Source organism: Afipia sp. GAS231, assembly GCF_900103365.1.
Taxonomy (GTDB): domain Bacteria; phylum Pseudomonadota; class Alphaproteobacteria; order Rhizobiales; family Xanthobacteraceae; genus Bradyrhizobium.
On record NZ_LT629703.1, the window covers coordinates 5,653,851 to 5,678,573 of the forward strand.

General features: G+C 64.3%; 26 protein-coding genes. 14 read left to right on the forward strand and 12 right to left on the reverse strand.

What is annotated here, in order from left to right; genetic code table 11:
• Window positions 1–100: 100 nt before the first annotated feature.
• The 4 genes from smc to BLS26_RS26815 all read right to left on the reverse strand — a co-directional run bounded on the left by smc (window position 101) and on the right by BLS26_RS26815 (window position 5,727).
• Complete coding sequence (gene smc / locus BLS26_RS26800) at window positions 101–3,565, reverse strand: chromosome segregation protein SMC (protein WP_092515555.1); 3,465 nt, start codon at window positions 3,563–3,565, stop codon at window positions 101–103.
• Window positions 3,566–3,806: 241 nt separating this feature from the next.
• Window positions 3,807–4,430, reverse strand: coding sequence for a thioredoxin domain-containing protein (locus BLS26_RS26805; RefSeq protein ID WP_172804709.1), 624 nt, complete (start codon window positions 4,428–4,430; stop codon window positions 3,807–3,809).
• Between the two features lie 24 nt (window positions 4,431–4,454).
• Window positions 4,455–5,117 (reverse strand): DsbA family protein, encoded by a 663-nt coding sequence (locus BLS26_RS26810; RefSeq protein WP_092515556.1) that lies wholly within the window; start codon window positions 5,115–5,117, stop codon window positions 4,455–4,457.
• Window positions 5,118–5,247: 130 nt separating this feature from the next.
• Window positions 5,248–5,727, reverse strand: a complete 480-nt coding sequence (locus BLS26_RS26815) for a DUF721 domain-containing protein (protein ID WP_092515557.1) — start codon at window positions 5,725–5,727, stop codon at window positions 5,248–5,250.
• 168 nt (window positions 5,728–5,895) lie between these two features.
• Between BLS26_RS26815 and mutY the strand changes: the two genes are divergently transcribed.
• Window positions 5,896–6,990, forward strand: coding sequence for an A/G-specific adenine glycosylase (gene mutY / locus BLS26_RS26820; protein ID WP_092515558.1), 1,095 nt, complete (start codon window positions 5,896–5,898; stop codon window positions 6,988–6,990).
• A gap of 67 nt (window positions 6,991–7,057) precedes the next feature.
• Window positions 7,058–7,477 carry a PaaI family thioesterase gene (locus BLS26_RS26825; RefSeq protein WP_092515559.1) on the forward strand — a complete coding sequence of 140 codons (420 nt, stop codon included), beginning with the start codon at window positions 7,058–7,060 and terminating at the stop codon, window positions 7,475–7,477.
• A 159-nt stretch (window positions 7,478–7,636) separates the two neighbouring features.
• Here the strand turns inward: BLS26_RS26825 and BLS26_RS26830 are convergent, their stop codons facing one another.
• Window positions 7,637–8,905, reverse strand: coding sequence for a flavin-dependent oxidoreductase (locus tag BLS26_RS26830; RefSeq protein WP_092515560.1), 1,269 nt, complete (start codon window positions 8,903–8,905; stop codon window positions 7,637–7,639).
• A gap of 165 nt (window positions 8,906–9,070) precedes the next feature.
• Here BLS26_RS26830 and BLS26_RS26835 point away from each other — a divergent pair, with 165 nt between their 5' ends.
• Window positions 9,071–9,688 carry a glutathione S-transferase family protein gene (locus tag BLS26_RS26835; protein WP_092515561.1) on the forward strand — a complete coding sequence of 206 codons (618 nt, stop codon included), beginning with the start codon at window positions 9,071–9,073 and terminating at the stop codon, window positions 9,686–9,688.
• Window positions 9,689–9,817: 129 nt separating this feature from the next.
• Here the strand turns inward: BLS26_RS26835 and BLS26_RS26840 are convergent, their stop codons facing one another.
• Window positions 9,818–10,735 (reverse strand): LysR family transcriptional regulator, encoded by a 918-nt coding sequence (locus tag BLS26_RS26840; protein ID WP_092518628.1) that lies wholly within the window; start codon window positions 10,733–10,735, stop codon window positions 9,818–9,820.
• Between the two features lie 92 nt (window positions 10,736–10,827).
• Here BLS26_RS26840 and BLS26_RS26845 point away from each other — a divergent pair, with 92 nt between their 5' ends.
• From BLS26_RS26845 to BLS26_RS26855, 3 genes are read left to right on the forward strand one after another with little or no spacing between them, the layout of a single operon-like run.
• Window positions 10,828–11,259: a nuclear transport factor 2 family protein gene (locus BLS26_RS26845; protein ID WP_092515562.1), complete on the forward strand. Its 432-nt coding sequence runs from the start codon at window positions 10,828–10,830 to the stop codon at window positions 11,257–11,259.
• The gene (locus tag BLS26_RS26850) at window positions 11,243–11,431 is read left to right on the forward strand and encodes a DUF1127 domain-containing protein (protein WP_092515563.1); all 189 of its coding nucleotides are present in this window, start codon (window positions 11,243–11,245) and stop codon (window positions 11,429–11,431) included. The genes BLS26_RS26845 and BLS26_RS26850 overlap by 17 nt, the downstream gene beginning before the upstream one ends.
• Before the next feature lie 15 nt (window positions 11,432–11,446).
• Window positions 11,447–11,848, forward strand: coding sequence for a RidA family protein (locus BLS26_RS26855; RefSeq protein WP_092515564.1), 402 nt, complete (start codon window positions 11,447–11,449; stop codon window positions 11,846–11,848).
• Between the two features lie 195 nt (window positions 11,849–12,043).
• Here the strand turns inward: BLS26_RS26855 and BLS26_RS26860 are convergent, their stop codons facing one another.
• The 3 genes from BLS26_RS26860 to BLS26_RS26870 form a co-directional block, all read right to left on the reverse strand.
• Window positions 12,044–12,730 (reverse strand): glutathione S-transferase family protein, encoded by a 687-nt coding sequence (locus BLS26_RS26860; RefSeq protein WP_092518630.1) that lies wholly within the window; start codon window positions 12,728–12,730, stop codon window positions 12,044–12,046.
• A 339-nt stretch (window positions 12,731–13,069) separates the two neighbouring features.
• Window positions 13,070–13,387: a hypothetical protein gene (locus BLS26_RS26865; protein ID WP_092515565.1), complete on the reverse strand. Its 318-nt coding sequence runs from the start codon at window positions 13,385–13,387 to the stop codon at window positions 13,070–13,072.
• 93 nt (window positions 13,388–13,480) lie between these two features.
• Window positions 13,481–14,614 (reverse strand): site-specific DNA-methyltransferase, encoded by a 1,134-nt coding sequence (locus BLS26_RS26870; RefSeq protein WP_092515566.1) that lies wholly within the window; start codon window positions 14,612–14,614, stop codon window positions 13,481–13,483.
• 250 nt (window positions 14,615–14,864) lie between these two features.
• On the opposite strand from BLS26_RS26870, the gene BLS26_RS26875 reads away from it, so the two are divergent.
• From BLS26_RS26875 to BLS26_RS26890, 4 genes are all read left to right on the forward strand, one after another.
• On the forward strand, window positions 14,865–15,806 hold the full coding sequence (locus BLS26_RS26875; RefSeq protein ID WP_092515567.1) for a neutral zinc metallopeptidase: 942 nt from the start codon (window positions 14,865–14,867) through the stop codon (window positions 15,804–15,806).
• A gap of 140 nt (window positions 15,807–15,946) precedes the next feature.
• Window positions 15,947–16,510 (forward strand): molybdenum cofactor biosynthesis protein B, encoded by a 564-nt coding sequence (gene moaB, locus BLS26_RS26880; protein ID WP_092515568.1) that lies wholly within the window; start codon window positions 15,947–15,949, stop codon window positions 16,508–16,510.
• A gap of 239 nt (window positions 16,511–16,749) precedes the next feature.
• The gene (locus BLS26_RS26885; protein ID WP_092515569.1) at window positions 16,750–16,938 is read left to right on the forward strand and encodes a hypothetical protein; all 189 of its coding nucleotides are present in this window, start codon (window positions 16,750–16,752) and stop codon (window positions 16,936–16,938) included.
• A gap of 83 nt (window positions 16,939–17,021) precedes the next feature.
• On the forward strand, window positions 17,022–18,191 hold the full coding sequence (locus BLS26_RS26890; protein WP_244541697.1) for an IS110 family transposase: 1,170 nt from the start codon (window positions 17,022–17,024) through the stop codon (window positions 18,189–18,191).
• Window positions 18,192–18,337: 146 nt separating this feature from the next.
• Here BLS26_RS26890 and BLS26_RS37310 read toward each other — a convergent pair whose 3' ends face one another.
• From BLS26_RS37310 to BLS26_RS26900, 3 genes are all read right to left on the reverse strand, one after another.
• On the reverse strand, window positions 18,338–18,496 hold the full coding sequence (locus tag BLS26_RS37310) for an RSP_7527 family protein (protein WP_371360673.1): 159 nt from the start codon (window positions 18,494–18,496) through the stop codon (window positions 18,338–18,340).
• Window positions 18,493–19,437 carry a helix-turn-helix domain-containing GNAT family N-acetyltransferase gene (locus BLS26_RS26895; protein ID WP_092515570.1) on the reverse strand — a complete coding sequence of 315 codons (945 nt, stop codon included), beginning with the start codon at window positions 19,435–19,437 and terminating at the stop codon, window positions 18,493–18,495. The genes BLS26_RS37310 and BLS26_RS26895 overlap by 4 nt, the downstream gene beginning before the upstream one ends.
• A 294-nt stretch (window positions 19,438–19,731) precedes the next feature.
• Window positions 19,732–20,304 (reverse strand): glycosyl transferase, encoded by a 573-nt coding sequence (locus tag BLS26_RS26900; RefSeq protein WP_092515571.1) that lies wholly within the window; start codon window positions 20,302–20,304, stop codon window positions 19,732–19,734.
• Between the two features lie 194 nt (window positions 20,305–20,498).
• Between BLS26_RS26900 and BLS26_RS26905 the strand changes: the two genes are divergently transcribed.
• The 4 genes from BLS26_RS26905 to BLS26_RS26920 all read left to right on the forward strand — a co-directional run bounded on the left by BLS26_RS26905 (window position 20,499) and on the right by BLS26_RS26920 (window position 24,696).
• Window positions 20,499–21,659: a PA0069 family radical SAM protein gene (locus BLS26_RS26905; RefSeq protein ID WP_092515572.1), complete on the forward strand. Its 1,161-nt coding sequence runs from the start codon at window positions 20,499–20,501 to the stop codon at window positions 21,657–21,659.
• 105 nt (window positions 21,660–21,764) lie between these two features.
• Window positions 21,765–22,214, forward strand: coding sequence for a VOC family protein (locus BLS26_RS26910; RefSeq protein ID WP_092515573.1), 450 nt, complete (start codon window positions 21,765–21,767; stop codon window positions 22,212–22,214).
• A gap of 94 nt (window positions 22,215–22,308) precedes the next feature.
• Window positions 22,309–23,049, forward strand: coding sequence for a ribonuclease HII (locus tag BLS26_RS26915; protein WP_092515574.1), 741 nt, complete (start codon window positions 22,309–22,311; stop codon window positions 23,047–23,049).
• 138 nt (window positions 23,050–23,187) lie between these two features.
• Window positions 23,188–24,696 (forward strand): glycosyltransferase family 39 protein, encoded by a 1,509-nt coding sequence (locus BLS26_RS26920; protein WP_092515575.1) that lies wholly within the window; start codon window positions 23,188–23,190, stop codon window positions 24,694–24,696.
• Window positions 24,697–24,723 lie beyond the last annotated feature (27 nt).

A 24,723-nucleotide genomic window follows, 5' to 3' on the forward strand; every position in this document is an offset into this window, starting at 1 on the left:
TGAGGTGCGAGCGGAGCGAGCCTCGAAGGATGACAGCCACGGGGTGTGGCCCATCCTTCGAGACGCCGCGCGAAAGGCGCGGCTCCTCAGGATGACGGGGTCACGCCACGTCCTGGTCGAGGATCTTGACCGCGTCGTCGAGGCCGACCGAGACCAGTTGCGAGACGCCGCGTTCGGCCATGGTGACGCCGTACAGCCGGTTCATCCGCGCCATCGTGATCGGATTATGCGTGATGATGATGAAGCGGGTTTCGGTCGACGCGGTCATCTCATTCAGCAGGTTGCAGAACCGCTCCACGTTGTGGTCGTCGAGCGGCGCGTCGACTTCGTCCAGCACGCAGATCGGCGACGGGTTGGTGAGGAACACCGCGAAGATCAGCGCCAGCGCGGTCAGCGCCTGCTCGCCGCCCGACAGCAGCGACAGCGTCTGGGGCTTCTTGCCGGGCGGCTTGGCGATGATTTCGAGGCCGGCTTCCAGCGGGTCGTCGCTTTCGATCAGGTGCAACGCCGCTTCGCCGCCGCCGAACAGCTCGACGAACAGCCGCTTGAAGTGCTCGTTGACGGTCTCGAACGAGGTCAAGAGACGCTCGCGCGCTTCCTTGTTGAGGCTCTGGATGCCCTGGCGCAGCCGCTTGATGGCTTCGACAAGGTCGTCGCGCTCGGTGGTGAGCGCGGTGTGCTGGGCCTCGACCTCGCGCAGCTCTTCCTCGGCGCGCAGGTTGACGGCGCCGAGCCGCTCGCGGTCGCGACGCAGCTTTTCGAGGTTCTCCTCGATCTCGTTGAGTGGCGGCAGTTCCGCGCCGGGCTCGAGTTCTGCCAGCGCTGCCACGGCGTGCGGTTCGACTTCGAGCATGTCGTGAATTTCGCGCTCGATGTCCGACAGCCGGCGTTTTGTTCCCTCCATGCGCTCTTCGGCGCGGGCGCAAGCCTCGCGGGCTGAGGAGAGCGCTTCGAGCGAGGCCTTGGCCTCGCGGTCGGTTTCCGCCATCACGCTCTCGGCGGCGGCCAGCGCATCCGCGGCAACGCGGCGGGCGCTTTCGGCCGATTCGATTTCGTTGATCAGGGCGCGGCGCTTTTCCGCGAACACGGCCGGCGCGTTCTCAAGCTCGGCGCGCTCGGCGGTGACTTCGGTGATGCGGGCCTCGACCGTCGTGACCTGCGACGCCGCGCTCTGCTTGCGGTTCTGCCATTCGGTGCGCTCGGCGAGGATCGCCTGCACGCGGCGGTCGGCGAGCTCGGCCTCGCGCGCCAGCGCCTGGGCCTCGGCGCGCACTTGCGCCGCGAAACGGCGGTGGCCTTCGATATCGCTGCGGACGGCGGCAAGCCTTGTCTCGGTGTCGTGGGTCGGCGGCAATTCTTCAAGGGCGGCGGTCGCGGTCTGGTGCGCGCCATAGGCCTCGGTGAGGTCGGCATTGAGGCGCGTATGCGCTTCGGTCAGCGCCGATTTGCGCGCGCTGTGGCGGTTGATCTCGCGCTCGGTCGCCGCATGGCGTTCCCGCGCGGCATCGGCCTCGCGCTGCGCGGCACGCCAGGCCTCGCGGGCGGCAGTCTCGGCGCTCGACGCCATTTTCAATTCGGTCTCGGCGTCTTCCAGCGCCTGCCGCTTGGCTGATGCGTCGGTGCGGGCCTGCTCCAGTTCGAGCTCAATGTCGACGAGGCGCGCGCGTTCGGCGAGACGCCGTGCTGCGCCGGTCGGCGCATGCGCCGCCGCGACAAAACCGTCCCAGCGCCAGACGTCGCCTTCCAGCGACACCAGCCGCTGGCCGGTCTTCAGTTGCGACACCAGTTCCGCGCCGCGCTCCTTCGGCACGACGCCGATCTGCGCCAGACGTCGTGTCAGTTCAGCGGGCGCCTCGACCAGGGAGGCGAGCGCTTGGACGCCGGCGGGCAAAGCCGGATCGTCGAAGGTGGCGCCGGCATTGGTCCAGCGCATCGGCGCCGAGGGATCGACCGGCGCGTCGAGATCGTCGCCGAGCACGGCGCCGAGCGCCTTCTCATAGCCTTTTGCAACCGTGACGCCGTCGATGATCGGCGGCCACAGGTTCTTGGTCTCGCCGTTGACGAGTTTTGAAATCGTGCGGGCTTCGGTTTCGAGCCGCTGTACGCGCTTGTCAGCTTCGGTGAGCGGGGCGCGGGAGGCTTCCAGCTTCTGCCGCGCGGCGACGTGGCCGGTCTCAGAGGCCTGCGCTGCGGCTTCCGATGCCGCGAGGCTTTCCTGCGCGGTCTCCATGGTGGCGGCCAGCGCGTCGATGTCACCAAGATTGCCGGTTTCCTGCGCCAGCTTCTGCTCTTCGCTGGCGACGTTGGCGATGTCCTGGTCGAGCTTGGCCAGCCGGTCGCGATGGGTACGTACGCCGGCTTCGAGCTGGGTGCGCTTGGCGGTAAGATCTGCCAGTGCGGTCGTCAGTTCGCCGAACATCTGCTCGGCCGCGGCCAGCGTCGCTTCCGCTTCCGAGACCCGTTCGTCGACGCCGGAGCGCTTCTCGACGCGCGACTTGATCTCTTCCTTGATCTCGGAATCTTCGGTGTCGAGCCGCTGCAGCGCGATCTCGGCATCCGACGTCTGCTGCTGTTCGCGGGCGATGTCGGCGGAGAATTGCGTCAGCCGGCGATCGAGTTCGGCGACGCGCTCCTTGGCACGCGCTTCCTCGCGGTCGAGCAGCTCGCGGGCATTGGTCAGCCGCTGCAGTCCGGCGGCGGCGCGGGCTTCGCCCTCGCGCAATGCCGGAAGTTCACTGGCGCGGATCGCCTGGATACGGGCGGCCTCGGCCTGCTCGCGGGTCCGCTCGGCCATCTCGCGAACGTTGAGGTCGTGGGTATGCGCGGCTTCGGCGACGTCGGCATGGGCTTCGAGCCAGCGCAGATGGAACAGCGTGGCCTCGGCCTTGCGCACCTTGGCGGCGACTTCGCGGAACCGGATCGCCTGGCGCGCCTGCTTCTTCAGGCCGTCGACCTGGCCGGCGAGCTGGCCGATCACGTCCTCGACGCGGGTGAGGTTGGTTTCGGCGGCCTTCAGCCGCAATTCAGCTTCGTGGCGGCGGGCATGCAAACCGGCGACGCCGGCGGCGTCTTCCAGCACGCGGCGGCGCTGTTCCGGCTTGGCCTGAATGATCTCGCCGATCTTGCCCTGGTGGACCAGCGCCGGCGAACGCGCGCCGGTGGCGGCATCGGCGAACAAAATTTGGACGTCGCGGGCGCGCACATCGCGGCCGTTGATGCGGTAGACGGAACCTGCTTCGCGCTCGATGCGGCGCGAGATTTCCAGAACCTGGCTGTCGTTCATCGCTGCGGGCGCCGTGCGATCGGCGTTGTCGATCGACATCACGACTTCGGCGTGGTTGCGCGCCGGACGGTTGCCGGAGCCGGCGAAGATCACCGCATCCATGTCGGCGGCGCGCAGCGATTTGTGCGAGGTCTCGCCCATCGCCCAGCGCAGCGCCTCGACCAGATTGGATTTGCCGCAGCCGTTCGGTCCGACCACGCCGGTGAGGCCGGGTTCGATCATGAAGTCGGTGGGTTCAACGAACGACTTGAAACCGTGGAGGCGGAGGCGCGTGAGTTTCATGAACAAAAATCTCGCTTGGCCGGGCGCGAATCTCCCTGCCGTGACAATACCATAGAAGGCAATGTCGGTGTGTGGACGAACCGCTTTGGCGGCTCTTATGGCCGGGGACAATGGCGAGGCCGGGGCCGGAGAGCAACGCCTGGAGGCGGCTTTTCCCAAGGGATTTATAGGGGTTTTGTCCAGTCTTTTGCTGGACTTATGCTGCAAGGCTCATGTGAACGCGCGAATCAACTGATGCGAATCAGCTTTTCAACAGCGAATTGATGCGGCTGGCGAGTTCCTCGAAGGCGGCTTCGCCGACGATCTCGTCGCCGTTGATGAAGAAGGTCGGCGTGCCCTCGACCTTCAGGACGTCCTCGGCATATTTCTGGCCGGAACTGATCTTGTCCTGCATCGCCTGGTCCTTCAGGCAGTCTTCGACGGCCTGGGTGCTGAGACCCGCCTGCCGCCCGATCAGCCGCAGCGTATCGGAGGTCTGCTTCACCAATTGGTCCTGCTGGCGGAACATGATGTCGACCACGGCGAAATACTTGGCCGCGTCCTCGCCGGCGATGCGGCGCGTCAACATCGCGCAGGCGAGATCCTTGATGTTGAGCGGGAACTCGCGGAACACGTAACGGATCTTGCCGGTGTCGATGAACTCCGACTTGATCTTCGGAAATACGTCCCTGTTGAACGCGGCGCAATGCGGGCAGGTCGACGCCGCGTATTCGACGATCGTTACCTTGGCGTCCGCAGGCCCAAGCGCCATGTCGGCCAGCGCCTGCGGCTTGGTCACCACGGCGGCAGGCACCGCCATCGCTTTCGTAACCAGCGCGGTTAGCGACAAGGCGGTGGCAGCGAAAGCGCGGCGGGTGATGAGCAAGGCGTGCTCCCGTACGTAAACCGATCAGCTCTTCAGCAGCGAATTGATGCGCTTGCTGAACTCTTCAAACGTCTGTTCGCCCTTGAGCATCTCGCCGTTGATGAAGAAGGTCGGCGTCGAATTGACCTTCAGCACTTCGGCGGCGAATTTCTGGTCGGCGGCGATCTTGTCGAGCAGCGCCTGGTCCTTCAGGCAATCTTCCACCGCCTGCTGGGTGAGGCCGGCCTGCTTGCCGATCCGGGCCAGCGTCTCCGTGGTGTTCTTCACCACCCATTCGTTCTGCTGCTTGAACAAGAGGTCGACGACGGCGAAATATTTCGGCGCGTCGTCCTTGGCGATGCAGCGCGCCAGCATCGAGCCCGCGGCAGCCTTGATGTCGAGCGGGAATTCGCGGAACACGAACCGGATTTTGCCGGAGTCGATGAATTCCGACTTGATCTTCGGAAACACGTTTTCGGTGAACGCCGCGCAGTGCGGGCAGGTCATCGAGGCGTATTCGGTGATGGTCACCGAAGCGTTGGCCGGGCCAAGCCCCATGTCGGGCAGCGACTGCGGCTTGGCGACGTCGGTCGCACCCTGCGCCATCGCATCCGATATCAGGCGCAGCGGCGAGAGGCCCAAGGATCCTGCAAACAGGCCAAGGCCGGTCAGCGACAAGGCGGCATTGAAGGCGCGGCGCGTGATCATGAAAAATCCCCGGAATGGCGCGTTGACGCCCAACGTTTGCGAAAAGAAGCCTTGTCTAGTAAGGCCTTGGCTAGCTTGAAACGATAATTGTGGCAATGGCGGGTTGCGGCCGCCGGAGCAGGCCGCAGGCTCAATTTCGCTTGATCGAGGCGCCCAGCCGCGCCAGTGCGGCGCGCAACGCTTCATCTTCCACCGCCGACAGTGTTTCGGCGACTTTTGCCACGGCTTTTGGGTCCGGCGGGCGGGGGACGGCCGCAAGTTTCCGGCGCGACAGTGGCGCCTGCCGCAGCGCCAGCCGGCCGACCGCGCTCCAGCCGAAGAAGCGGTTGACCCGTGCCAGGATGACGTCGGAGGAATGCTGGATCTCCAGCGCCATTGGCCCCTCGACCCGCAGCACCAGCGTGGCCGGCTCCTGCGGCTGCCCTTCCACAGGCCGCGGCCATTGCATCTTCAGGGGCTGCGAGTGAACGGCGATTTCCGGTCCAGCGATTTCGGCCCAGCGCGTCACCAGTTCGCGGGCGGCAAATCCCTGCTTGGCATAGGCGTCGGAAAACACGTCGCTGAGCAGGACGGAAAGCGGTTTGGCGCTGATGAAGCCTGGTTTTGCCATGGGGACTTATATCACCCGGTTTGGTGCGAACGGAACCACTCAGGTGTCATGGCCGGGCTTGACCCGGCCATCCACGTCTCGGATCAACGGACAAAGAAAGACGTGGATGCCCGCGACAAGCGCGGGCATGACGTGGAGGGACAACTGCCTCCGTACTAGAACAGTCCCATGAGATCCCCCGCGATCGTGAAAGCAAAGCCACAAGCATCTGCTGCGAGGAACCGTCCCGCGCTGCTGCTCGACTGGTACGACCGTCATCGCCGGCGGTTGCCGTGGCGGCCGCCGGCGGGGGAGCGGGCGGATCCGTACCGGGTCTGGCTGTCGGAAATCATGCTGCAGCAGACCGGCGTCAAGACGGTCGGACCCTACTTCGAGAAGTTCGTCGCGCGCTGGCCGGATGTCGCAGCGCTCGGCAGCGCGTCGCAGGACGACGTGCTGCGGATGTGGGCCGGGCTCGGCTACTATTCGCGGGCGCGCAACCTGCACGCCTGCGCGGTCGCGGTGCTGCGCGATCACGGCGGGGTGTTTCCCGATACCGAGCAGGGCCTGCGCGCGCTGCCGGGGATCGGGCCCTACACCGCGGCGGCGATATCGGCGATCGCCTTCGATGTCAGGACCATGCCGGTTGACGGCAATATCGAACGCGTGGTGTCGCGACTCTACGCGGTGGAAGAGCCTTTGCCGCAGGCCAAGCCATTGATCGGCGAATTGGCGGCGACGTTGCTCGGCCCATCCCGTGCCGGCGACAGCGCGCAGGCGCTGATGGATCTCGGCTCCTCGATCTGCACGCCGAAGAAGCCGGCCTGCGCGCTGTGTCCGCTCAGCGAAGATTGCGTGGCCCGCGCGCGCGGTGATCAGGAAGCGTTTCCGCGCAAGGCGCCGAAGAGGACGGGAACGCTGCGCCGCGGCGCGGCCTTCATCGTCACGCGTGGCGAGGAACTGTTGGTACGCACGCGGGCGGAGAAAGGCCTGCTCGGCGGCATGACCGAAGTGCCGGGCTCGGAATGGCTGGCGGGGCAGGACGACAAAGCTGCGTTGAAGCAGGCGCCCACGCTCAAGGGTGAGACTCGCTGGCATCGGAAAACGGGTGTCGTCACCCACGTGTTTACGCATTTTCCGCTCGAACTTGTCATCTACACCACTGATGTTGCCGCGCGCACGCGCCCGCCCGGGGGCATGCGTTTTGTGCCGATCGCGACGCTGGCCGATGAAGCGCTGCCCAACGTGATGCGCAAGGCGATCGCGCACGGGCTTGGTCTCTGAGGCTGCAAGCTGCTGACAGCACCCTGGCAACAGGGCTGGCCTAGGAAGGAACCTCACGGAGGTTCCCATGATCGCCACTGCCCTCGACAATTTCACCGCGCCGCCGTCTTCAAAACTGCTCGGCTGGCATCTGATCGATGCCCGCCCTGGCGACGGCTGGGTCCGGATCGGCTTCGACGGCAGACAAGACTTCTGCAACCCGGCCGGCTTCGTCCAGGGCGGCATCCTTTCGGCGATGCTCGACGACACCATGGGGCCGGCGGTGTTCGTCATGACCGAGGGCCGGCTCTACACCGCGACCGTGACCATGACGGTGAATTTTCTGGCGCCGGCGAGACCAGGGCCGATCACGGGTGAGGCGACCGTCACCCAGCTCGGCAAGACCATCGCCTTCGTCGAGGGACGGCTGACGGACAAGGATGGCACCTTGCTTGCGACAGCCTCGACCAGCGCGCGGCTGGTCGAGACCGCGAAGGCGATACGGTAGTACTTCTCCTTCTCCCCGCTTGCGGGGAGAAGGTCGGGATGAGGGGCTTCTATCCGCGAACTCGGTAGGTGAGGTGAGACCTGTACCCCCTCACCCGAAATTCGCTACCGCGAATTTCGACCTCTCCCCGCAAGCGGGGCGAGGTAAGAAAACACGGCCTCACCCCGCCTTGCGCTGCACGATCGGCGGCTTGGCGTTGAGGCCTTCGACCTGGAAACCGGCGACGCGCTTGTAGTTGGCGGCGATGTCTTCCAGCTCCTTCAGCGACAGCACGTCGGTGACGACGTCGTAGCCGTTGGGCGCGCGTTCCTCGACCATCTGCATCACCTGCTCCGGCCCGTTGCGGCGGTTCAGCATCACGAGGTCGGTGGTCGCGGGCCGGCGTTCTGCTTCATAGGCGACAAGCGCGGCGTTGGTTGGACCCTGCGCGAGGATTTCGCGGGTCAGCACGCGGGCATCCAGGATGGCCTGCGACGCGCCGTTGGAGCCGATCGGGTACATCGGGTGCGCGGCATCGCCCATCAGCGTGACTTTGCCGAAGGTCCATTGCGGGATCGGGTCGCGATCGACCAGCGGATATTCATAGGCATGCGGGCAGTTGCGGATCAGGCCGGGGACGTCGAGCCAGTCGAATGTCCAGTCCCTGAACCAGGGCAGAAACTCGTCGAGGTTGGCAGTCCGGTTATAGTCCTCGCGCCGCCACTGATAGGTCGGCGGCATGTGCCGCTCGGCGACCCAGTTGATCGAGAATTTGCCGTCGGCATCCGGCACTTTCGAAATCGAATAGCAGACGAATTTCAGGATCTCGTGGCCGGCCATGATCATGGTGCGGCCCGACAGGAAAGCGTCACCCTTGGTGATGCCGCGCCACAGGATGCGCCCGTTCCAGATCGGCGGGCCTTCGTTCGGATAGAGCTTTTCGCGCACCGCCGAATGGATGCCGTCGGCGGCAATCAGCAGCGCGCCTTCATGATGGCCGGCCGTTTTGCCGGTCGCTCTGTCGATGAACTCGGCGCGGACGCCGTTGGCCGTCTCGGTCCAGCCGGAAAGATGATGGCTGGTGAGAATATTCTCCTTGCCCAGCCGTTCGGTGGCGGCGTCGAGCAGGATCTGCTGCAGCGTGCCGCGATGGATCGAGAACTGCGGCCACTTGTAGCCGGCCTCGATGCCGCGCGGCTCACTCCAGATCGGCTTGCCGTGCTTGGAGAAATAGGCGAGCTCCTTGGTGCGCACGCCTGACGCGTCGAGCGCGTCGTGCAGGCCAAGCTCGATCAGCTCGCGCACCGCATGCGGCAGCACGTTGATGCCGACGCCGAGCGGCCGCAGTTCCGGCACGCTTTCGAACACTTTGGCCGGCACGCCGATCTGGTGCAGGCTGAGCGCCAGTGTCAGCCCGCCGATGCCGCCGCCCGCGATAAGAACCGTCATGATCCGCCCTTGGTCCCAGATTTCTTGCCGTATTTGACAAGGTCATGACATGGGAGCGCCGCTCGGGGCAACCGCGAAAACCCGGCCCCCGATGCTGGCCGGCCGTGGGATGGACGGCGCCGGACCGCCCCGCTAACGTAGCGGTTCCCGCAAAGAGGATGAAAAATGCTCAAGCTCTATTACGCCCCCGGCACCTGCGCGCTCGCGTCGCACATCACCCTGAAAGAGGCCGGCGTCGACTATACGGTCGAACGGATCGACACCAAGAACAGCCAGCAGACCACGCCCGCCTATCTCGCGATCAATCCGAAAGGGCGCGTGCCGGCGTTGGTGACCGACCATGGTGTCCTGACCGAAACGCCGGCGATCCTGGCTTTCGTCGCGCAAAGCGCGCCCGGGAAGAAACTGATGCCGGAAGATCCTTTTGCATTTGCGCAGGCGCAGTCGTTCAACAGCTATCTCTGCTCGACGGTGCATGTGAACCATGCCCACAAGGGCCGCGGCGCCCGCTGGGCAACAGAACAGAGCTCATTCGACGACATGAAGCGCAAGGTGCCCGACAGCATGAGCGCCGCCTTCGCGCTGATCGAGCGCGACATGGTGAAGGGCCCGTGGGTGATGGGCGAGCAATACACCGCTTGCGACGCCTACCTGTTCACGCTCACCGGCTGGGCCGAGGCCGACGGCGTCGATCTGGCGAAGCTGCCAAAAGTCACCGCCCACCGCCAGCGGATGTCGGAGCGTCCGGCCGTGCAGCAGGTGCTGGCGGTGGAGAAGGGTTAGAAAACCCCGCGTCGTCCCTGCGAACGCAGGGACCCATACGCCGCGGCAGTTGTTGTGCGAATGATCTCAGCCATTGGACATTATCGATAGATCACGCGGTATGGGTCCCTGCGTTCGCAGGGACGACGGTCAGCCCGCCTTCTTTCCTTCCATCTCCCTCCCGATGCCGAGCAGGATGTTGCGCAGCCAGACCGAGCCGGGGTCCATCTGGGCGCGGGTCGGGTAGAACATGAACTGCTCGTCGATCCCGGGATCGAGCGGCGGCGTGATCGCCGCCAGCGACAATTGCTTCGACAGCGCTGATATCAGCCGCCGCGGCACGAAAGCGACCAGATCGGTGCGCGCGGCCACATGCAGCGCTTCGAGATAGCCGGACACCACCAGTGCGATCCGCCGCTCGATGCCTTTGGTGCGCAGCCAGCTGTCGATCAGATCCTCGCTCTGGCCGCGGATCACCACCGCGACATGCCGCGCGTCGAGAAAAATCTCGCGCCGCCTCAGCTTCGCGCCGACGGGATGGCCCCGCCGCACGGCAAGTGCGTCGCTGTCGGTGTAGAGAAGCTGGCGGTGAAAGCCGCTGAAGGCGTTGCCGATGCTGATCACGATATCGATGGTGCGGGCGAACTCTGCGGTGAAGATCGCAGGCCCCCGCCACGGCACCACGTCGATCCGGACGTTCGGCGCGATCTTCGTGATCTTCGCCATCAGCGGCGGCATCAGTAATTCGACCGCGAGATCAGGCATCATCAGGCGAAATTGGCGCTCGCTGGTCGAAGCGTCGAAACCGTCGGGAACGAACAACGCGCGTACCTGGTCGAGCGCCTGCGCCAGCGGTCCGCGCAGCGCCTGAGCCCGTGGCGTCAGCTCCATGCGGGCGCCGGCGCGCACCAGCAGCGGGTCGCCGATCAGGTCGCGCAGCCGTTGCAGCGCATGGCTCGCGGCCGGCTGCGACAGCCCGATCCGCATCGCGGCGCGGCTGACATTGGCTTCCCGGAGCAGCGCGTCGAGCGCGACCAGCAGATTGAGGTCAAGCGAATTCAAATTCATGCGGTGAATATATATCATATTCACTATCGATTGGAAGAATGCCGCTCGGCGAGTGATGATCCGAAGCATCGGATCAAAACGGAGAAGCCGCCATGAGCGCAGCAGCGAACAAGAAACTGGTACAGCAGGTCTATGCCGATTCCGCCAACCGCAGCGGCACCACCTTCGTCGACCATCTCGCCGAGGACGCGGTCTGGGTCGTGACCGGGCAATATTCCTGGTCGCATGAATTCAGGGGACGTGAGGAGATTCAGAACGGCCTGATGGGCCATCTTCGTTCGTTGCTTGGGGCGCGGCCGCGCACCATGGCGTTCAATTTCATCGCCGAAGGCGACTACGTCGTGGTCGAGGCGCGCGGCGACAACGTCACCAAAACGGGCGTTCGCTACGACAATCAATATTGCATCGTCTGGCGCATCGAGGACGGCAGGATCAAAGAGATCAAGGAATATTGCGACTCCGCGCTGGTCGAACGCGTGCTCGGGCCGTTTCCGGAAGAGCGGAAGCTTGCCGCTGCAGAGTGAGAAATCGACGCCTGCCGTCATCGAAGCTATCATCGCCTGCGTCCGGCTGTGGCGAACCCGCAGCCGGACGCGGCGTCGACTCGCTGTCATGGATGCGCGCGAATTGCAGGATATCGGAACCTGCTGGTCCGACATAGCGGATGAAATCGCCAAGCCGTTCTGGCGGAAATAATAAAGGGAGATCACGATGAGCAAGGAGATTTTCAGCCCGGCGACGTTGCCGCCGCCGGTTGGTTATTCGCACGTCGCCAAGGTCAATCAGGGCACGTTGATCTATCTGGCGGGGCAGGTGTCGAGCGATGCGTCCGGCAAGCTGGTCGGCGAGGGCAACTTCGAGGCCCAGGCCGAGCAGGTGTTTCGCAATCTCAAGCTCGGGTTGGAAGCAGCCGGCGCCACGATGGCGGATATCGTGAAAATGAACGTCTACATCGTGGCCGAGGTCGATCAGGCCGAGGTGCCGAAGCTGCGCGCGGTCCGCGACCGCCACGTCAATACCGCAAAGCCGCCGGCGAGCACGCTGTTGTTCGTCACGCGTCTCGCCCGGCCCGGCTGGCTGCTTGAGATCGAAGCGGTGGCCGCGATCGATTGACGCGTCCAGTTTCAACCCACCGCTCCCAATCCCGTCATTGCGAGCGCAGCGAAGCAATCCATCTCTCCACGCGAAGAAAGACTGGATTGCTTCGTCGCTACGCTCCTCGCAATGACGGAAGTGACAGTTGGCAGGATCAAACGAAAACGGCGCCCGCGAGGGCGCCGTTCTGCCGTTAGGTCTGGGCCGAAACGATCAGGCCGCCTTGATCTTGAGATGCTTGAACATGTTGCCGCGGGCTTCGTCGTCCATCTCGGCCTTGAACTTGAAGTTATCCTTCAGCGCGATCGCCTTGGCGGCCGCGGGCCGCGCCGAGATTTCGTCGACCAGCTTCTTGACGTTGGGATATTTCGCAAACGCGTCCTCGCCCATCACGTACGGGATCATGCGGGCCCAGCCCCACACGTCCATGTCGACGATGGTGTAGGTGTCACCGACCATGTAGCGCTTGCCGGCGAGGTGGTCGTTGAGAATGCCGAAATGCCGCTGTGCCTCGAACTGGTAGCGGTTATGGGCGTAGTCGACCTTTTCCGGCGCAAAATGCTTGAAGTGGACGGCCTGACCCGAGAACGGGCCGACGCCGGTGGCGACGAACATCAGCCAGGACAGCAGCTCGCCGCGGTTGGCCGGGGTATTCGCGGGCAGGAACTTGCCGGTCTTTTCGGCGAGGTAGAGCAGGATGGCGTTGCTGTCGAACACCTTGACGCCGCCGTCGTCGATCGCCGGCACCTTGGCGTTCGGGTTGATGGCGAGATAGTCCGCCGTGAACTGGTCGCCCTTGCGGGTGTCGACCGCCACCGGCTCATAGGCGAGGCCGGCTTCTTCGAGGAAAAGCGCGACCTTGGTCGGGTTGGGCGATCCGTTGAAGTAGAATTTGAGCATTTGGAAATTCTCCCTGCCTCTGTTGTTGTCGTCAAAAATCCGGCCGCGGCGACGGTAACCGCGCGGCGGTCTGTCCATGCGCAAATTTTTGAGGGGGAAGCAAGCGACGAGTTCGTGAGGGCGGCCTCGCACTCAACTGTCATCGCCCGGCTTGCCGCGCCTCGGCGAAGCCTTGGCGTAGCCGGGACCGGGCGACCCAGTATTCCAGAGGCAGCAGTGATTGAACCGAGAAGCCGCGGCGTACTGGATCCCCGCCTTCGCGGGGGATGACAACTGTAGCGCGGAAAAAACCTCAGCCCGCCGCCATCCCGGAGCGGATTTCGGCGCGCGGCTCGTCGATCAGCCGACCAGGAAGAGGCCTGCGACAATCATTGCTGCGCCTGACAGGTGCAGCGGCACAGCCATGCGGGTTGCCGACTTCAGGTCGGAGACCTGGGCGGCGCGGTCCGGTCCCCGCGCATAGCCGTGGACGATGACTTCCCGATCGAAATCGCCATGGGCGTCCATGGTGCAGGCAATGCCAACGCGGATCAGGAGGATGCCGAAGATGACAAGGCCGGCGGATCCCAGCATGCCGATCAGCAGCATCGGGAACATGCTGACGAGGAATATCGGCAGCAGCGGCAGGAGCAGCAATGTCTCGGATCGACTGCGCATCGGCGGACCAATCGAAACAGCAACTGATATTGCCAATTCTAGGCCCGGCTTTCGCGACCAATCAAGTCGAAAGGGCGTGAACGCGGCGCGGTGTCAGCCCACCGCCATCCCGGAGCGGATTTCGGCGCGCAGCTCGTCGATCAGGCGCAGGCCCTTCTTGGTCTCGATGTGCCAGAAGGTCCAGCCGTTGCAGGCGCCGGAACCTTGCGCCACCGCACCCATGCGATGGATCGAGCCGACCTTGTCGCCGAGCATGATGGCGCCGTCGGCGCGGACCAAAGCGCCATGACGTTTCTTGGAATCGACCAGTTTGGTGCCGGGCGAAATCATGCCGCGCTCGATCAGTTCGGAAAACGCCACGCGCGGGGCATCGCGCGCGGTCATGAACGGCGCCAAAGTGGCCTCAGGCAGCGGTTCGATCGCGGCGATGCGCTCTTCCGCCGCGGTCGCATAGGTCTGGTCGCGCTCGAAGCCGATGTAGCGGCGGCCGAGGCGTTTTGCCACAGCGCCTGTCGTGCCGGTGCCGTTGAAGGGATCGATCACGAGATCGCCGGGCTTCGACGACGACAGCAGCACGCGGGCCAAAAGGCCCTCGGGCTTCTGGGTCGGATGCACCTTCTTGCCGTCGGCGCCCTTGAGGCGCTCTTCGCCGGTGCACAACGGAATCAGCCAGTCGGAACGCGCCTGCACGTCCTCGTTGGCGGCCTTCAGCGCTTCGTAGTTGAAGGTGTAGCCCTTGGCCTTTTCGTCGCGCGCCGCCCAGATCATGGTTTCGTGGGCATTGGTGAAGCGGCGGCCGCGGAAATTCGGCATCGGATTGGTCTTGCGCCAGACGATGTCATTGAGGACCCAGAAGCCGAGGTCCTGCATGATCGAGCCGACGCGGAAAATATTGTGATAGGAGCCGATCACCCACAGGGTGGCCGACGGTTTCATGATCCGGCGGCAGGCCAGGAGCCAGGCGCGGGTGAAATCGTCATAGGCGGCAAAGGATGAGAACTTGTCCCAGTCGTTGTTGACGGCATCGACATGGGATTCGTCGGGGCGCTTCAGGTCGCCCTTGAGCTGCAGGTTGTACGGCGGATCTGCGAACACCAGATCGACCGAACCGGCCGGAAGCTTCGACATCTCGGCGACGCAATCGCCGACGACGATGCGAGCGCTGGATTCGGACTCGAATTTAGTGCGGGGCGCCCTTGCAGACGCCCCGCGACGCGACACAACCATGACTCAACTACTCTGACTCAGGCGACGCTGTCGGCGACGCGGGACTAAACAACCGACTGGCCACACATTGACCGGGCAAAGTAAAAATCGACTTAACCGTCGAAGTACTGAGAGAGATTTGCCGAGGAGATATTGCCTGTTAAGTCCACTAGGCAGAATTTGCCGGGCGGGTTATTGATTAACGGGATGGAAATTTTACGTGATTGCTGCGTTGGGTACCTGCAACCAGCCGGGATGAGGAAATACCGCCATGCGTTACGATGATTTTCGCCGCAGCGACGATATCGATGACCGTCGTGACGATAGCGGCGGCGGCGGAATGGGTGGCGGTGGCGGCGGTTTCGGTCTTCCGATGGGGGGCGGCGGGCTCGGCATCGGCACCATCATCGTGCTCGGCCTGGTCGGCTATGCCTTCGGCATCGATCCGCGCATCCTGATCGGCGGCGCCGAAATCCTCACCGGGGGCGGCAGCCAGGCGCCGTCCTACCAGACCGATCGTCGCTCGGGGCCGGCCAAGACCGGCGCGCCAAAGGACGAGATGGGCAGCATGATCTCCGGCGTCCTCGGCGAAATCGACGATCGCTGGAGCGAGATTTTCCAGGCCAGCGGGCAAACCTATTCGGGACCGCGCATCGTGCTGTTCCGCAACGCCACCAATGGCGGCCGCTGCGGCATGGCTCAGGCAGCGATGGGGCCGTTCTACTGCCCGCCGGACAAGCAGATCTTCCTCGACACCAATTTCTTCCGCGAGGTCGAGACCCGCTTCCGCGGCTGCTCGGGCAATGCCTGCAAGTTCACCGCCGCCTATATCATCGCGCATGAAGCGGGGCATCACATCCAGAACCTGCTCGGCATCCTGCCGCGCGTCACGCGGTTGCAGCAGCAGGCCGGCAGCAAGGCGGAAGCCAATGCGCTGCAGGTCAAGGTCGAGCTGCAGGCCGATTGCCTGTCCGGCGTCTGGGTCAATCGCGAAGAGAAGAAACGTCCGGGTTTCCTCGAAGCCGGCGATATCGACGCGGCGCTGACCACGGCGAGCGCGATCGGCGACGACACGCTGCAGCGGCAGGCGACGGGGAGGGTGGTGCCTGATTCCTTCACCCATGGCTCCGCCGCACAGCGCAAGCAATGGTTCATGACCGGCTATCAGCAGGGCACGGTGCAGGCCTGCAACACGTTCGGTGCGGGCGGGTAGTTGCGCTCGCGTGCCCCGGATGCTGCGCAGCGCGTCAGCGGTGCGCTGCTGTTCCGGGGCCCATGTAGCCACAGAGTAGGTCCCGGCTCTGCGGCGCATCGCTTCGCGCTGCACCGCGTCCGGGACACGAGGAAGAGCGAATGTCCTCCATCGACGAAACAAAAGCCTTCATCCCGCTCAACATCGCGGTGCTGACGATTTCAGACACGCGGTCGCTGGCCGATGACAAATCCGGCAGTACGCTGGCGGATCGCCTCACGGCGGCCGGCCATCATCTCGCCGCGCGCGAGATCATCGTCGACGATGTCGATGCGATCCGCGTCGTCATCAGGCGATGGATCGCCGACGCTGGCGTCGACGTCATCATCACCACAGGTGGCACCGGCTTTACCGGCCGCGATGTCACGCCCGAGGCGGTCGAGCCCTTGTTCGAAAAGCGGATGGATGGTTTTTCCATCGCCTTTCACATGCTCAGCCACGCCAAGATCGGCGCCTCGACGATCCAGAGCCGCGCCACCGCCGGGGTTGCCGGGGCGACCTTCATCTTCTGTTTGCCGGGATCGCCGGGCGCCTGCCGCGACGGCTGGGACGGCATCCTTGGCCCCCAGCTCGATTACCGCACGCGGCCCTGCAATTTCGTCGAGATTATGCCGCGGCTGGATGAGCACCTGCGCCGGCCCAAGGCCAAGGGCGCATCGGCGTAGGGTTGCTGTCGTTCCCGGTGTCGAAGACGGGAACCACGATATTCCCCCCGTCATTGCGAGGAGCGGAAGCGACGAAGCAATCCAGACTTTCCCCGTGGACAGATTCTGGATTGCTTCGCTTCGCTCGCAATGACGACAGCCACAAGTATCGCTTCGCTCCACCCATCCTACTCTCGATACTTGACCTCGGTTCAGCCTCTGTGTTGGACTGTCGTGCGTCTTTTTTAGGGAGCTGAAACATGAAGAAAATTATCGTTGTTGGCTTTGCTATCCTCGCCGTCTCCACTTCAGGTGCTTTGGCCAAAGGCAAGGCGAAGCCGAAAGAGGTCGCCGCTGCCGCGACCCCGACCAACCCGCTCTTGAGCAATGTGAGTGCCGCCGACAAGGCGCTCTACGCGAAGAACAAGCACGACTCCGGCGTGAAGTAATTACACGACATCGCCGATCTCTGGCTTCGGCCTTCTGCTAGCGCCGCTGTCCGCAAGGACGGCGGCGCTTTCACGTGGGGATCTTGCAACCCATCCTTGTAATAGCAAAATCGATTATTGTCGGTGTGTTCCGAAAGGAATGGCCTGCCACGGACGGCAATCCGCGGCAGGCCGCTGGCGATCGGATCGTACCCATCCAGAGCCACTTTTGGCTGCTCCGTAGCGAGATCGTCGTCAGCACCTTCATCGGACCCGGATGGTTGCCGGAACAACTTGGTTCGCTTCACAAGGCAGGGTCGACGAAGATGACACAGATTATCATAACGACGGCTGGAATCGATACGTCCAAGTCCAAACTGGACATCGCAGTTCACGATCGTGCCGAGCGTTGGCAGGTCGCAAACGTCTTGCCTGGCTGGCGAGCCCTTGCCGGTTACCTAGCCAAGGCCGGCGTGACGCGCGTCGGCATCGAGGCGACCGGCGGGTATGAACGTGGTGTGGTGGAGCATTTACGCGAGGCAGGCTTTACCGTGCTGGTGCTGCAGCCGATCCAGGTCAAGGCGTTTGGCCGGGTGCATCTGTGCCGCGCCAAGAACGATGCGCTCGACGCGGTCTTGATCGCGGCTTGCACAGCAACGCTCGATCCGCCGAAGACTACGCCAGATTCACGTCTGGCTGAATTGGCTGAAAATCTGACTTTCCTCGATCAAATCGATGAGGATCTCAGGCGCTTCAAGACCCGGCTGGAACATATCCACGAGCCTCGGTTGCGGCGAATGGTTCTTGGCGAAATTGCTCGATGGAACGCGCGACGGCTCGCCCAGGTTCGTTACATTGCCAAGCAATTACGCTCTCACCCCGATCTCGCCGCTCGCTTTGATCTGGTGCTCAGTATTCCTGGAATCGGTGAGCGGACTGCACTGGCAATCATTATCCGTATGCCCGAGCTTGGTCGCGTGAGCCGGGAGGAAGCCGCAGCCCTCGCCGGACTTGCTCCCTTCGACAACGACAGCGGGCAGCAAAAAGGGCAACGCCACATCGCCGGCGGCCGAGCTCGCTTGCGGCGCTCCCTGTTCGCGGCAGCCCTCCCAGCAGTGTTCCGGTGGAACAAGGCCCTCACCATGCTCTACGCACGCCTAATAGCATCCGGAAAGCATCATAACGCCGCACTCATCGCCTGCGCCCGCAAGCTCCTGATCTACGCCAACACCGTCGTTCAACGCGGTACCCCGTGGATCGAAAAAGATGCTTAGCTTTAATGGTTGCTACGCGCTGCACTCTCCGTCATTGCCTGCAACAAACGCGAAGCGTTTGTGCAAGGGAGCAAAGCGACGAAGCAATCCATTCTTTCTTTTGCGCAGCAAGATGGATTGCTTCGCTTCGCTCGCAATGACGGTGGCTACAATTGGCGCCGCCCGATCCCGATCAACCACGACCATACCGCGCGCCACATATTGCGATAATATTCCGCGCGCAGTTGATGCGCGCGCTTGATGTAAAACGCGATCAGATCCGGCGTGACGCGTCGCGGGGGCGGGTCGCGACGGCCGGGCTTCATAGCTCCAGTTCCCAGGTCTCGCTGATCAGGTCTTGCCCGAAACTGCGGTTCGCCTCATCAGCCACCAGCACGAAGCCGGCATCCTGATAGATCTTGCGGGCGGCCAGCAGGATGCTCTGGGTCCACAGCGTGATCTTGCGGTAGCCGCAGGCCTTTGTGAAGGCGATGCATTCGGCGACCAGCCGCTGGCCCAGGCGCTGTCCGCGCCCGGCGGGATCGACCAGCAACAGGCGGATTTTCGCGACATCGTCGGTGTGTCGCACCAGAAACACCGAGCCGACCTGTGCGCCGTCGATATCGGCGATCCAGCAGCGTTCCCGTGAAGCGTCGAACGAGGCGAGGAACTTTGCCGTGATCTCCGCGACCAGGCCCTCGAACGAGGAATCGAAGCCGTATTCGCTGGCGTAGAGCGCGCCGTGGCTCTGCACCACCCATCCCATGTCGCCGGGGCGGGGGCCGCGCAGGATGGCTGGCGGTGGCGGGGTATCCGGCGCGCCGAGCAGCCGTTCGATCAGGGCCATGGCGCCGATCAGCCTTTCACTGCCGCCTGCCGGTAGGCCCGCCAGCATCGCGCCGACGTCGTCCTGGGAACTGCGCTCGAGTTTGGCAAAGGCCTGCCGGCCCTTGGCGGTCAGGCTGAGCCGGTACTGCCGACGGTCCGTCGGCAGCGGCTTGCGCGTGATCAGGCCGTTCTCGTCGAAATTCTGGACGATCCGGCTGAGGTATCCGGCATCGAGGCCCAGCTCGCTGCCGATCTCCTTGGCGGACAGGTCCTCGCGGTGGGCGAGCTCGTACAGCACCCGCGCCTCGCTCAGCGAATACGGGCTTTTCAGCAGCTGCTGGTCGAGCACGCCGAGCTTGCGGGTGTAGAAGCGGTTGAAGGCGCGAACTGCCTCGACCTCGTGGTCGGAATCCGTCTGGGCCGAATTTCTGGAAGTCATGGCAAACCTCGATACTTGCCATTGTCAATTAATTATTTGACTTTGGCAAGTATATTTCCGTGGCGCACCGGTTCCAGTTCTACTGTGTATGGGGTTGTTTTCGATATTTTGGGTCCGGCAGCATCGGCACCGCCCGCTCCCTCTCCCGCTTGCGGGGGAGGGCTGGGGCGGGGGTGCTTCAACGTCGACACTGCCTGCGAGGAGAGAGCCCCACCCGCCGCGCTCTTCGAGCGCGTCGGCCTAAGAGCGAGCTTCGCTCGTCTCGCCCCCGCAAGCGGGAGAGGCGAGTTAGGTTCAGGCCACCACCATGATCCGGCTGCGCAGGGTCGTGCGCGCGGAGCGGCCGAGCTGGCGCAGCAGCCGCGCCTCGGAACGGCGCGAGTCCGGCCGGTAGCCGCCGAGCCGGTCGTAGTGGTCGCGGGCGATCAAGAGCCCCTGTTCGGCCGATGGCCCCGCGACCATGCGGGCGAGGAACTTGAGGCCGTCGCGGAAACCAATGTCGGCATAGGGCGAGCGGGCGTAGCGGAACACGCCGGCGCGGGGCCGGCCGCTGTTGGCAACGCCCTGGATGAATTGCGTGGTCTCTTCGATCCAACCTGAATCGAGCACGGCGCCGGCATGCAGGAACATCAGCCACGGCGAGCGTGCGGTTCGCGCACCCGCCGCCATTGCTGCGGCGCGGGTGCCCTCGAACGCCAGAAAGCCGCAGCCGGCGACGTCGGCGACCCGTTCGATCACACCGGTGCCGGCCCGATCGACCAGCAGCACCTCGCGGATGATGCCGGCAGCGGCGCCCGGCACCAGCGCCGCAAGGGTGGCGACGGCCGGCTGTTCGACCCCTTCGGTCGGAATGATGACGCTCAGCATGAATGAGGCTTCGGTGGCTCAATCTGTGAAAAACGCTGCACTGTTATCACCTTGTCACATTCAAAACAGCCACTGTTGTGCAGTTTTTTGCGGCAGCCGCTAAGGGTGGGTCAAGCAGCATTTTTTCGCGCGCGCTGTGGATCGTTGCGATTCATGTTCTTGATTTGTTCTCAAGGCGTGCTATGTACTGACGCATGAGCCGAGCATCCTCTCATGCCCTCAAGCACCCGCCGGTCACGGCGCCCTCCGCTCCGGCGGGTGCGACTCCTTTTCCCGAACTCGCTGTTGCCATCGAGCGCGAACGGCGGCGCGGCCGCGGCGCCCAGTCCAATGACAGCGGCCGGTTCGAAGCCGAGGCGCGGGTCGCCTTCGACGACGGCTGGCAGAGCCTCGACGACCTGCCGCCGTTCAAGACCACGGTCTCGATCGACACCTCGCGCAAGGTCATCGCCCGCAACGACTCGCCCGATATCGGCTTCGACCGCTCGATCAACCCGTATCGCGGCTGCGAGCACGGCTGCGTCTACTGCTTCGCACGGCCGACCCACGCCTATCTCGGCCTGTCGCCCGGGCTCGACTTCGAATCCAAACTGCTCGTCAAACCGGACGCGCCCGAACTGCTCGAGAAGGAACTGGCGGCGCCCGGTTACGAACCGCGCATGATCGCGATCGGCACCAACACCGATCCCTATCAGCCGATCGAGTGCGAGCACAAAATCATGCGCGGCATTCTCGAAGTGCTGGAGCGCGTCGGCCATCCCGTCGGCATCGTTACCAAATCGGCGCTGGTCGTGCGCGACATCGATATTCTCCAGCGAATGGCGAAGCGCAACCTGGTCAAGGTCGCGCTTTCGGTGACGACGCTCGACCCCAAGCTCGCACGCACCATGGAGCCGCGGGCCTCGACGCCGCCAAAACGTCTGGAAGCGATCCGCAAACTGACGGACGCCGGCATTCCGGCGACCGTCATGGTAGCACCCGTGATCCCGGCGCTGAACGATTCCGAGATCGAGCGCATTCTCGATGCCGCCGCCCATGCCGGCGCCAAGGAGGCCAGCTACGTCTTGCTGAGGCTGCCGCTGGAGGTGCGCGATCTGTTCCGCGAATGGCTGATGGCGAATTATCCCGACCGCTATCGCCACGTCTTCACTTTGATCCGCGACATGCGCGGCGGCCGCGACTACGACGCAAAGTGGGGCATGCGGATGAAGGGCACCGGCCCGATGGCCTGGATGATCGGGCGCCGTTTCGAAGTCGCCTGCGAGAAGCTCGGCCTCAACAAGCGCCGCACCAAGTTGACGACGGATCACTTCATCAAGCCGAACCGAAACGGGCAGCAGTTGAGTTTGTTTTAGCAGCTCGTCATTGCGAGGAGCGCAAGCGACGAAGCAATCCAGACTTTCTTTGTCTCGCGAAGCGCTGGATTGCTTCGCTTCGCTCGCAATGACCAGGAGGATGTAATGAGTACCAAACCACCCACCCCGCGCTTCACCGTCGTCACCCTCGGCGTCAGCAACATCCGCGCCAGCATCGCCTTCTACGAAGCATTGGGATTTAAACGAAAGATGCGCGCCACCGGCGAGGCCGTCGCTTTCTTCGATACCGGCGGCACGGTGATCGGGCTGTTCCCGTGGGATCAACTGGCGGCGGATGTCACGCTGCCGGACCAGCCGCGGCCCAAAGCCTTTCGCGGCATGACGCTGGCCTGGAACTGCGGCTCGGTTGAAGAAGTCGACCGGGTGCTGGATTTCGCGATTTCGATGGGCGCCTCGCTGCTGAAGCCCGCGCACCAGACCGACTATGGCGGCTACTCCGGCTATTTCGGCGATCCCGACAACCATCCCTGGGAGGTCGTGGTCGCGCCGGGCATCGAGGTCGGCGATGACCGGCGGGTTCATCTGCCGGACTAGGCTTCGGTATTTGCTGGCAAAGGTTGGATTGAATAGCGGGAATTGAACGCGGTTTCCGGTTGCGTCGCAGTGTCCACTTTCGCACCATCCCGGCATGATTCGGGACAAGTCTTCAAAGCCAAAAGCCAAGGGTGCGATCGCGGTGACGCCGCCGAGCTTTCGCCGCGAGCGCGCGCTGATCAAGCGCGGCGTCTGGCCGGTGGCCGGTTGCGACGAGGCCGGACGCGGGCCGCTGGCAGGCCCCGTGGTGGCGGCCGCCGTCGTGCTGGATCCGAAACGAATTCCAAAAGGCATCGACGATTCCAAGCGGCTCACCGCCGAGCGCCGTGAGGAATTGTTCGAGGAGATCTGCGCGACAGCGTCGTTTGCGGTTGCCTTTGCCTCGCCGGCGCGGATCGACCGCGACAATATCCTGCGCGCCTCGCTGTGGGCGCTGACCCGCGCCGTGCAGGCGCTGCCGGAAAACCCACGACACGTTTTTGTCGACGGCCGCGACCGGCTTGACGTCGCCTGCGATTGCGACGCCGTGATCGGCGGCGATGGCATCGTGATGTCGATCGCCGCCGCTTCGATCATCGCCAAGGTGACGCGCGACCGGCTGATGTGCGCGCTGGCGCTGGATTGCCCGGGCTACGGTTTTGAGACCCACAAGGGCTACGCGGTGCCGGAACATCGCGAGGCGCTGGACCGGCTGGGTCCGAGCGTGCACCACCGCCGCTTCTTTGCGCCTGTCGTCGCCGCGCGCGAGAAGCACTATCCGGAGAACGTTGTCGTCGAGCGCGATCTATTTACGCTCGAAACCCAAATCGTGACCGAATTTCCGGTAGCCGTTTAGGACTTTATTTTCTGACGCGTTTTCTTGACGCGAACCGGATCCACTTCGCTTGAAAACGCTACGGTTGCCTCCGCAGCCTCCGCGCTCTATCAAATGCCATCGGACAGGGCTTCTCGGCCCGGGCATTTCGGACGGTTCATGCGTTTCACCTCCCTGGTTGTCGAACTGATCCGCGCCCGGCCGCGGCTGGTGGTCTGGCTTGTGGTGCTGCTGCAGGCCGCCCTCTGGCTGATGCTGCCGGTGCTGATCTATCGCAGCCCGCCCGGGGAACTCGCGACCGTGCTGGCGTTCGGCCGGGAGTACCAGGTCGGAACCTGGTTCGGTCCGCCGCTGGCGTTCTGGCTCGCCGATATCGCCTTCCGCGCCGTCGGCAATCACATGTTCGGCGTCTATCTGCTGGCGCAGCTCTGTGCGATCGCCACCTTCTGGACCTTCTATCAGCTCGCGCGCGCCATCGTCGGCGGCCAGCAGGCGGTGCTGGCGGTGCTGCTCTCGATGACGGTGGTGGCGTTCAGCTCGCCCGGCGTCGAATTCGGCCCGCTGGTGCTGGCGCGGCCGCTATGGGCGCTGTTGCTGCTGCATTCATGGCAGATCATCGGCCAGAACCGGCGCAGCGCCTGGTTCGCCTGGTCGATCGAGGCCGGCCTGCTGCTGCTGACGACCTCGGCCGCGATCGGGCTGTTGCTGCTGATCGCAGGCTTTGCGGTCGCCACCGTGCGCGGGCGGCGCACCCTGATGTCGCTCGATCCGCTGTATTCGCTGCTGGTGATCGTCGTGCTGGCGCTGCCCTGGCTGATCTGGATCGTCCGCGCCGACGTGCTGACGATGCCGCCCTGGCCTGCGATCGATGATCTCTCGGCCCGCGCGCTGCATTGGGGCACACTGCTCGGCGGCCTGGTGCTGGCGATGTCGGGCGTCGTGCTGCTGGTGGTGCTCAACTCCGGCTGGTTCGCGCGCAACGCCGAGGAGGCGCCGATCATCTACCGGCCGCCGGTCGATCCGCTGGCGCGCCAGTTCGTCTATTGCTTCGCGATCGCTCCGGCGCTGCTCGGCAGCGTGGTTGCGGGGGTGTTCAATCTCGAGCGCATTACCGGCGGCGCCGGCGTGGCCTTGCTGATGTCCGGTCTGGCCGCGATCGTCGCGACCGGCGACCTCGTCTATCTCAGGCGCCAGCGGCTGTTGCGCTCGGTCTGGGCGGCGGCGGTTGCAGCACCTGCTTTCGTCGCGATCGGGGCCACGTTGTTTCTGCCCTGGACCGGCTCCAACGAAGTGTCGACCTCGCTGCCGGCAAAGGCGATCGCGCGTTTCTTCGGCGACAGCTTTGAGCGGCGGACCAACCAGCGGCTGCGCGCGGTGGCCGGCGATCCGCAACTGGCGAGCTTCATCACCATGGATGCCGGCCGCCCGCATCTGTTGCTCGATGCCACGCCGGAGCGGACGCCGTGGCTGTCGGTTGCGAAATTCAACGAGACCGGCGGCGTCGTGGTCTGGCGCGCGGCCGACACCTCTGGCGCGCCGCCGCCCGAACTCTTGCAGCGCTTTCCCGGCCTGGTGCCGGAAGTGCCGCGCGCGTTCGAATGGATCGTCAACGGCAGGCAACCACTGTTGCGGGTCGGCTGGGCGATCGTGCGGCCGAAGGGGCAGTAATTTTTCGGCCCGGCGATGTGAGGATTG

Excerpts from the sequence above, each read along its gene's own strand:
- smc (WP_092515555.1), bottom strand. The coding sequence starts at position 3,565 with ATGAAACTCACGCGCCTCCGCCTCCACGGTTTCAAGTCGTTCGTTGAA.
- BLS26_RS26810 (WP_092515556.1), bottom strand. The coding sequence starts at position 5,117 with ATGATCACGCGCCGCGCCTTCAATGCCGCCTTGTCGCTGACCGGCCTT.
- BLS26_RS26815 (WP_092515557.1), bottom strand. The coding sequence starts at position 5,727 with ATGGCAAAACCAGGCTTCATCAGCGCCAAACCGCTTTCCGTCCTGCTC.
- mutY (WP_092515558.1), top strand. The coding sequence starts at position 5,896 with ATGAGATCCCCCGCGATCGTGAAAGCAAAGCCACAAGCATCTGCTGCG.
- BLS26_RS26825 (WP_092515559.1), top strand. The coding sequence starts at position 7,058 with ATGATCGCCACTGCCCTCGACAATTTCACCGCGCCGCCGTCTTCAAAA.
- BLS26_RS26830 (WP_092515560.1), bottom strand. The coding sequence starts at position 8,905 with ATGACGGTTCTTATCGCGGGCGGCGGCATCGGCGGGCTGACACTGGCG.
- BLS26_RS26835 (WP_092515561.1), top strand. The coding sequence starts at position 9,071 with ATGCTCAAGCTCTATTACGCCCCCGGCACCTGCGCGCTCGCGTCGCAC.
- BLS26_RS26840 (WP_092518628.1), bottom strand. The coding sequence starts at position 10,735 with ATGAATTTGAATTCGCTTGACCTCAATCTGCTGGTCGCGCTCGACGCG.
- BLS26_RS26845 (WP_092515562.1), top strand. The coding sequence starts at position 10,828 with ATGAGCGCAGCAGCGAACAAGAAACTGGTACAGCAGGTCTATGCCGAT.
- BLS26_RS26855 (WP_092515564.1), top strand. The coding sequence starts at position 11,447 with ATGAGCAAGGAGATTTTCAGCCCGGCGACGTTGCCGCCGCCGGTTGGT.
- BLS26_RS26860 (WP_092518630.1), bottom strand. The coding sequence starts at position 12,730 with ATGCTCAAATTCTACTTCAACGGATCGCCCAACCCGACCAAGGTCGCG.
- BLS26_RS26865 (WP_092515565.1), bottom strand. The coding sequence starts at position 13,387 with ATGCGCAGTCGATCCGAGACATTGCTGCTCCTGCCGCTGCTGCCGATA.
- BLS26_RS26870 (WP_092515566.1), bottom strand. The coding sequence starts at position 14,614 with ATGGTTGTGTCGCGTCGCGGGGCGTCTGCAAGGGCGCCCCGCACTAAA.
- BLS26_RS26875 (WP_092515567.1), top strand. The coding sequence starts at position 14,865 with ATGCGTTACGATGATTTTCGCCGCAGCGACGATATCGATGACCGTCGT.
- moaB (WP_092515568.1), top strand. The coding sequence starts at position 15,947 with ATGTCCTCCATCGACGAAACAAAAGCCTTCATCCCGCTCAACATCGCG.
- BLS26_RS26885 (WP_092515569.1), top strand. The coding sequence starts at position 16,750 with ATGAAGAAAATTATCGTTGTTGGCTTTGCTATCCTCGCCGTCTCCACT.
- BLS26_RS37310 (WP_371360673.1), bottom strand. The coding sequence starts at position 18,496 with ATGAAGCCCGGCCGTCGCGACCCGCCCCCGCGACGCGTCACGCCGGAT.
- BLS26_RS26895 (WP_092515570.1), bottom strand. The coding sequence starts at position 19,437 with ATGACTTCCAGAAATTCGGCCCAGACGGATTCCGACCACGAGGTCGAG.
- BLS26_RS26900 (WP_092515571.1), bottom strand. The coding sequence starts at position 20,304 with ATGCTGAGCGTCATCATTCCGACCGAAGGGGTCGAACAGCCGGCCGTC.
- BLS26_RS26905 (WP_092515572.1), top strand. The coding sequence starts at position 20,499 with ATGAGCCGAGCATCCTCTCATGCCCTCAAGCACCCGCCGGTCACGGCG.
- BLS26_RS26910 (WP_092515573.1), top strand. The coding sequence starts at position 21,765 with ATGAGTACCAAACCACCCACCCCGCGCTTCACCGTCGTCACCCTCGGC.
- BLS26_RS26915 (WP_092515574.1), top strand. The coding sequence starts at position 22,309 with ATGATTCGGGACAAGTCTTCAAAGCCAAAAGCCAAGGGTGCGATCGCG.
- BLS26_RS26920 (WP_092515575.1), top strand. The coding sequence starts at position 23,188 with ATGCGTTTCACCTCCCTGGTTGTCGAACTGATCCGCGCCCGGCCGCGG.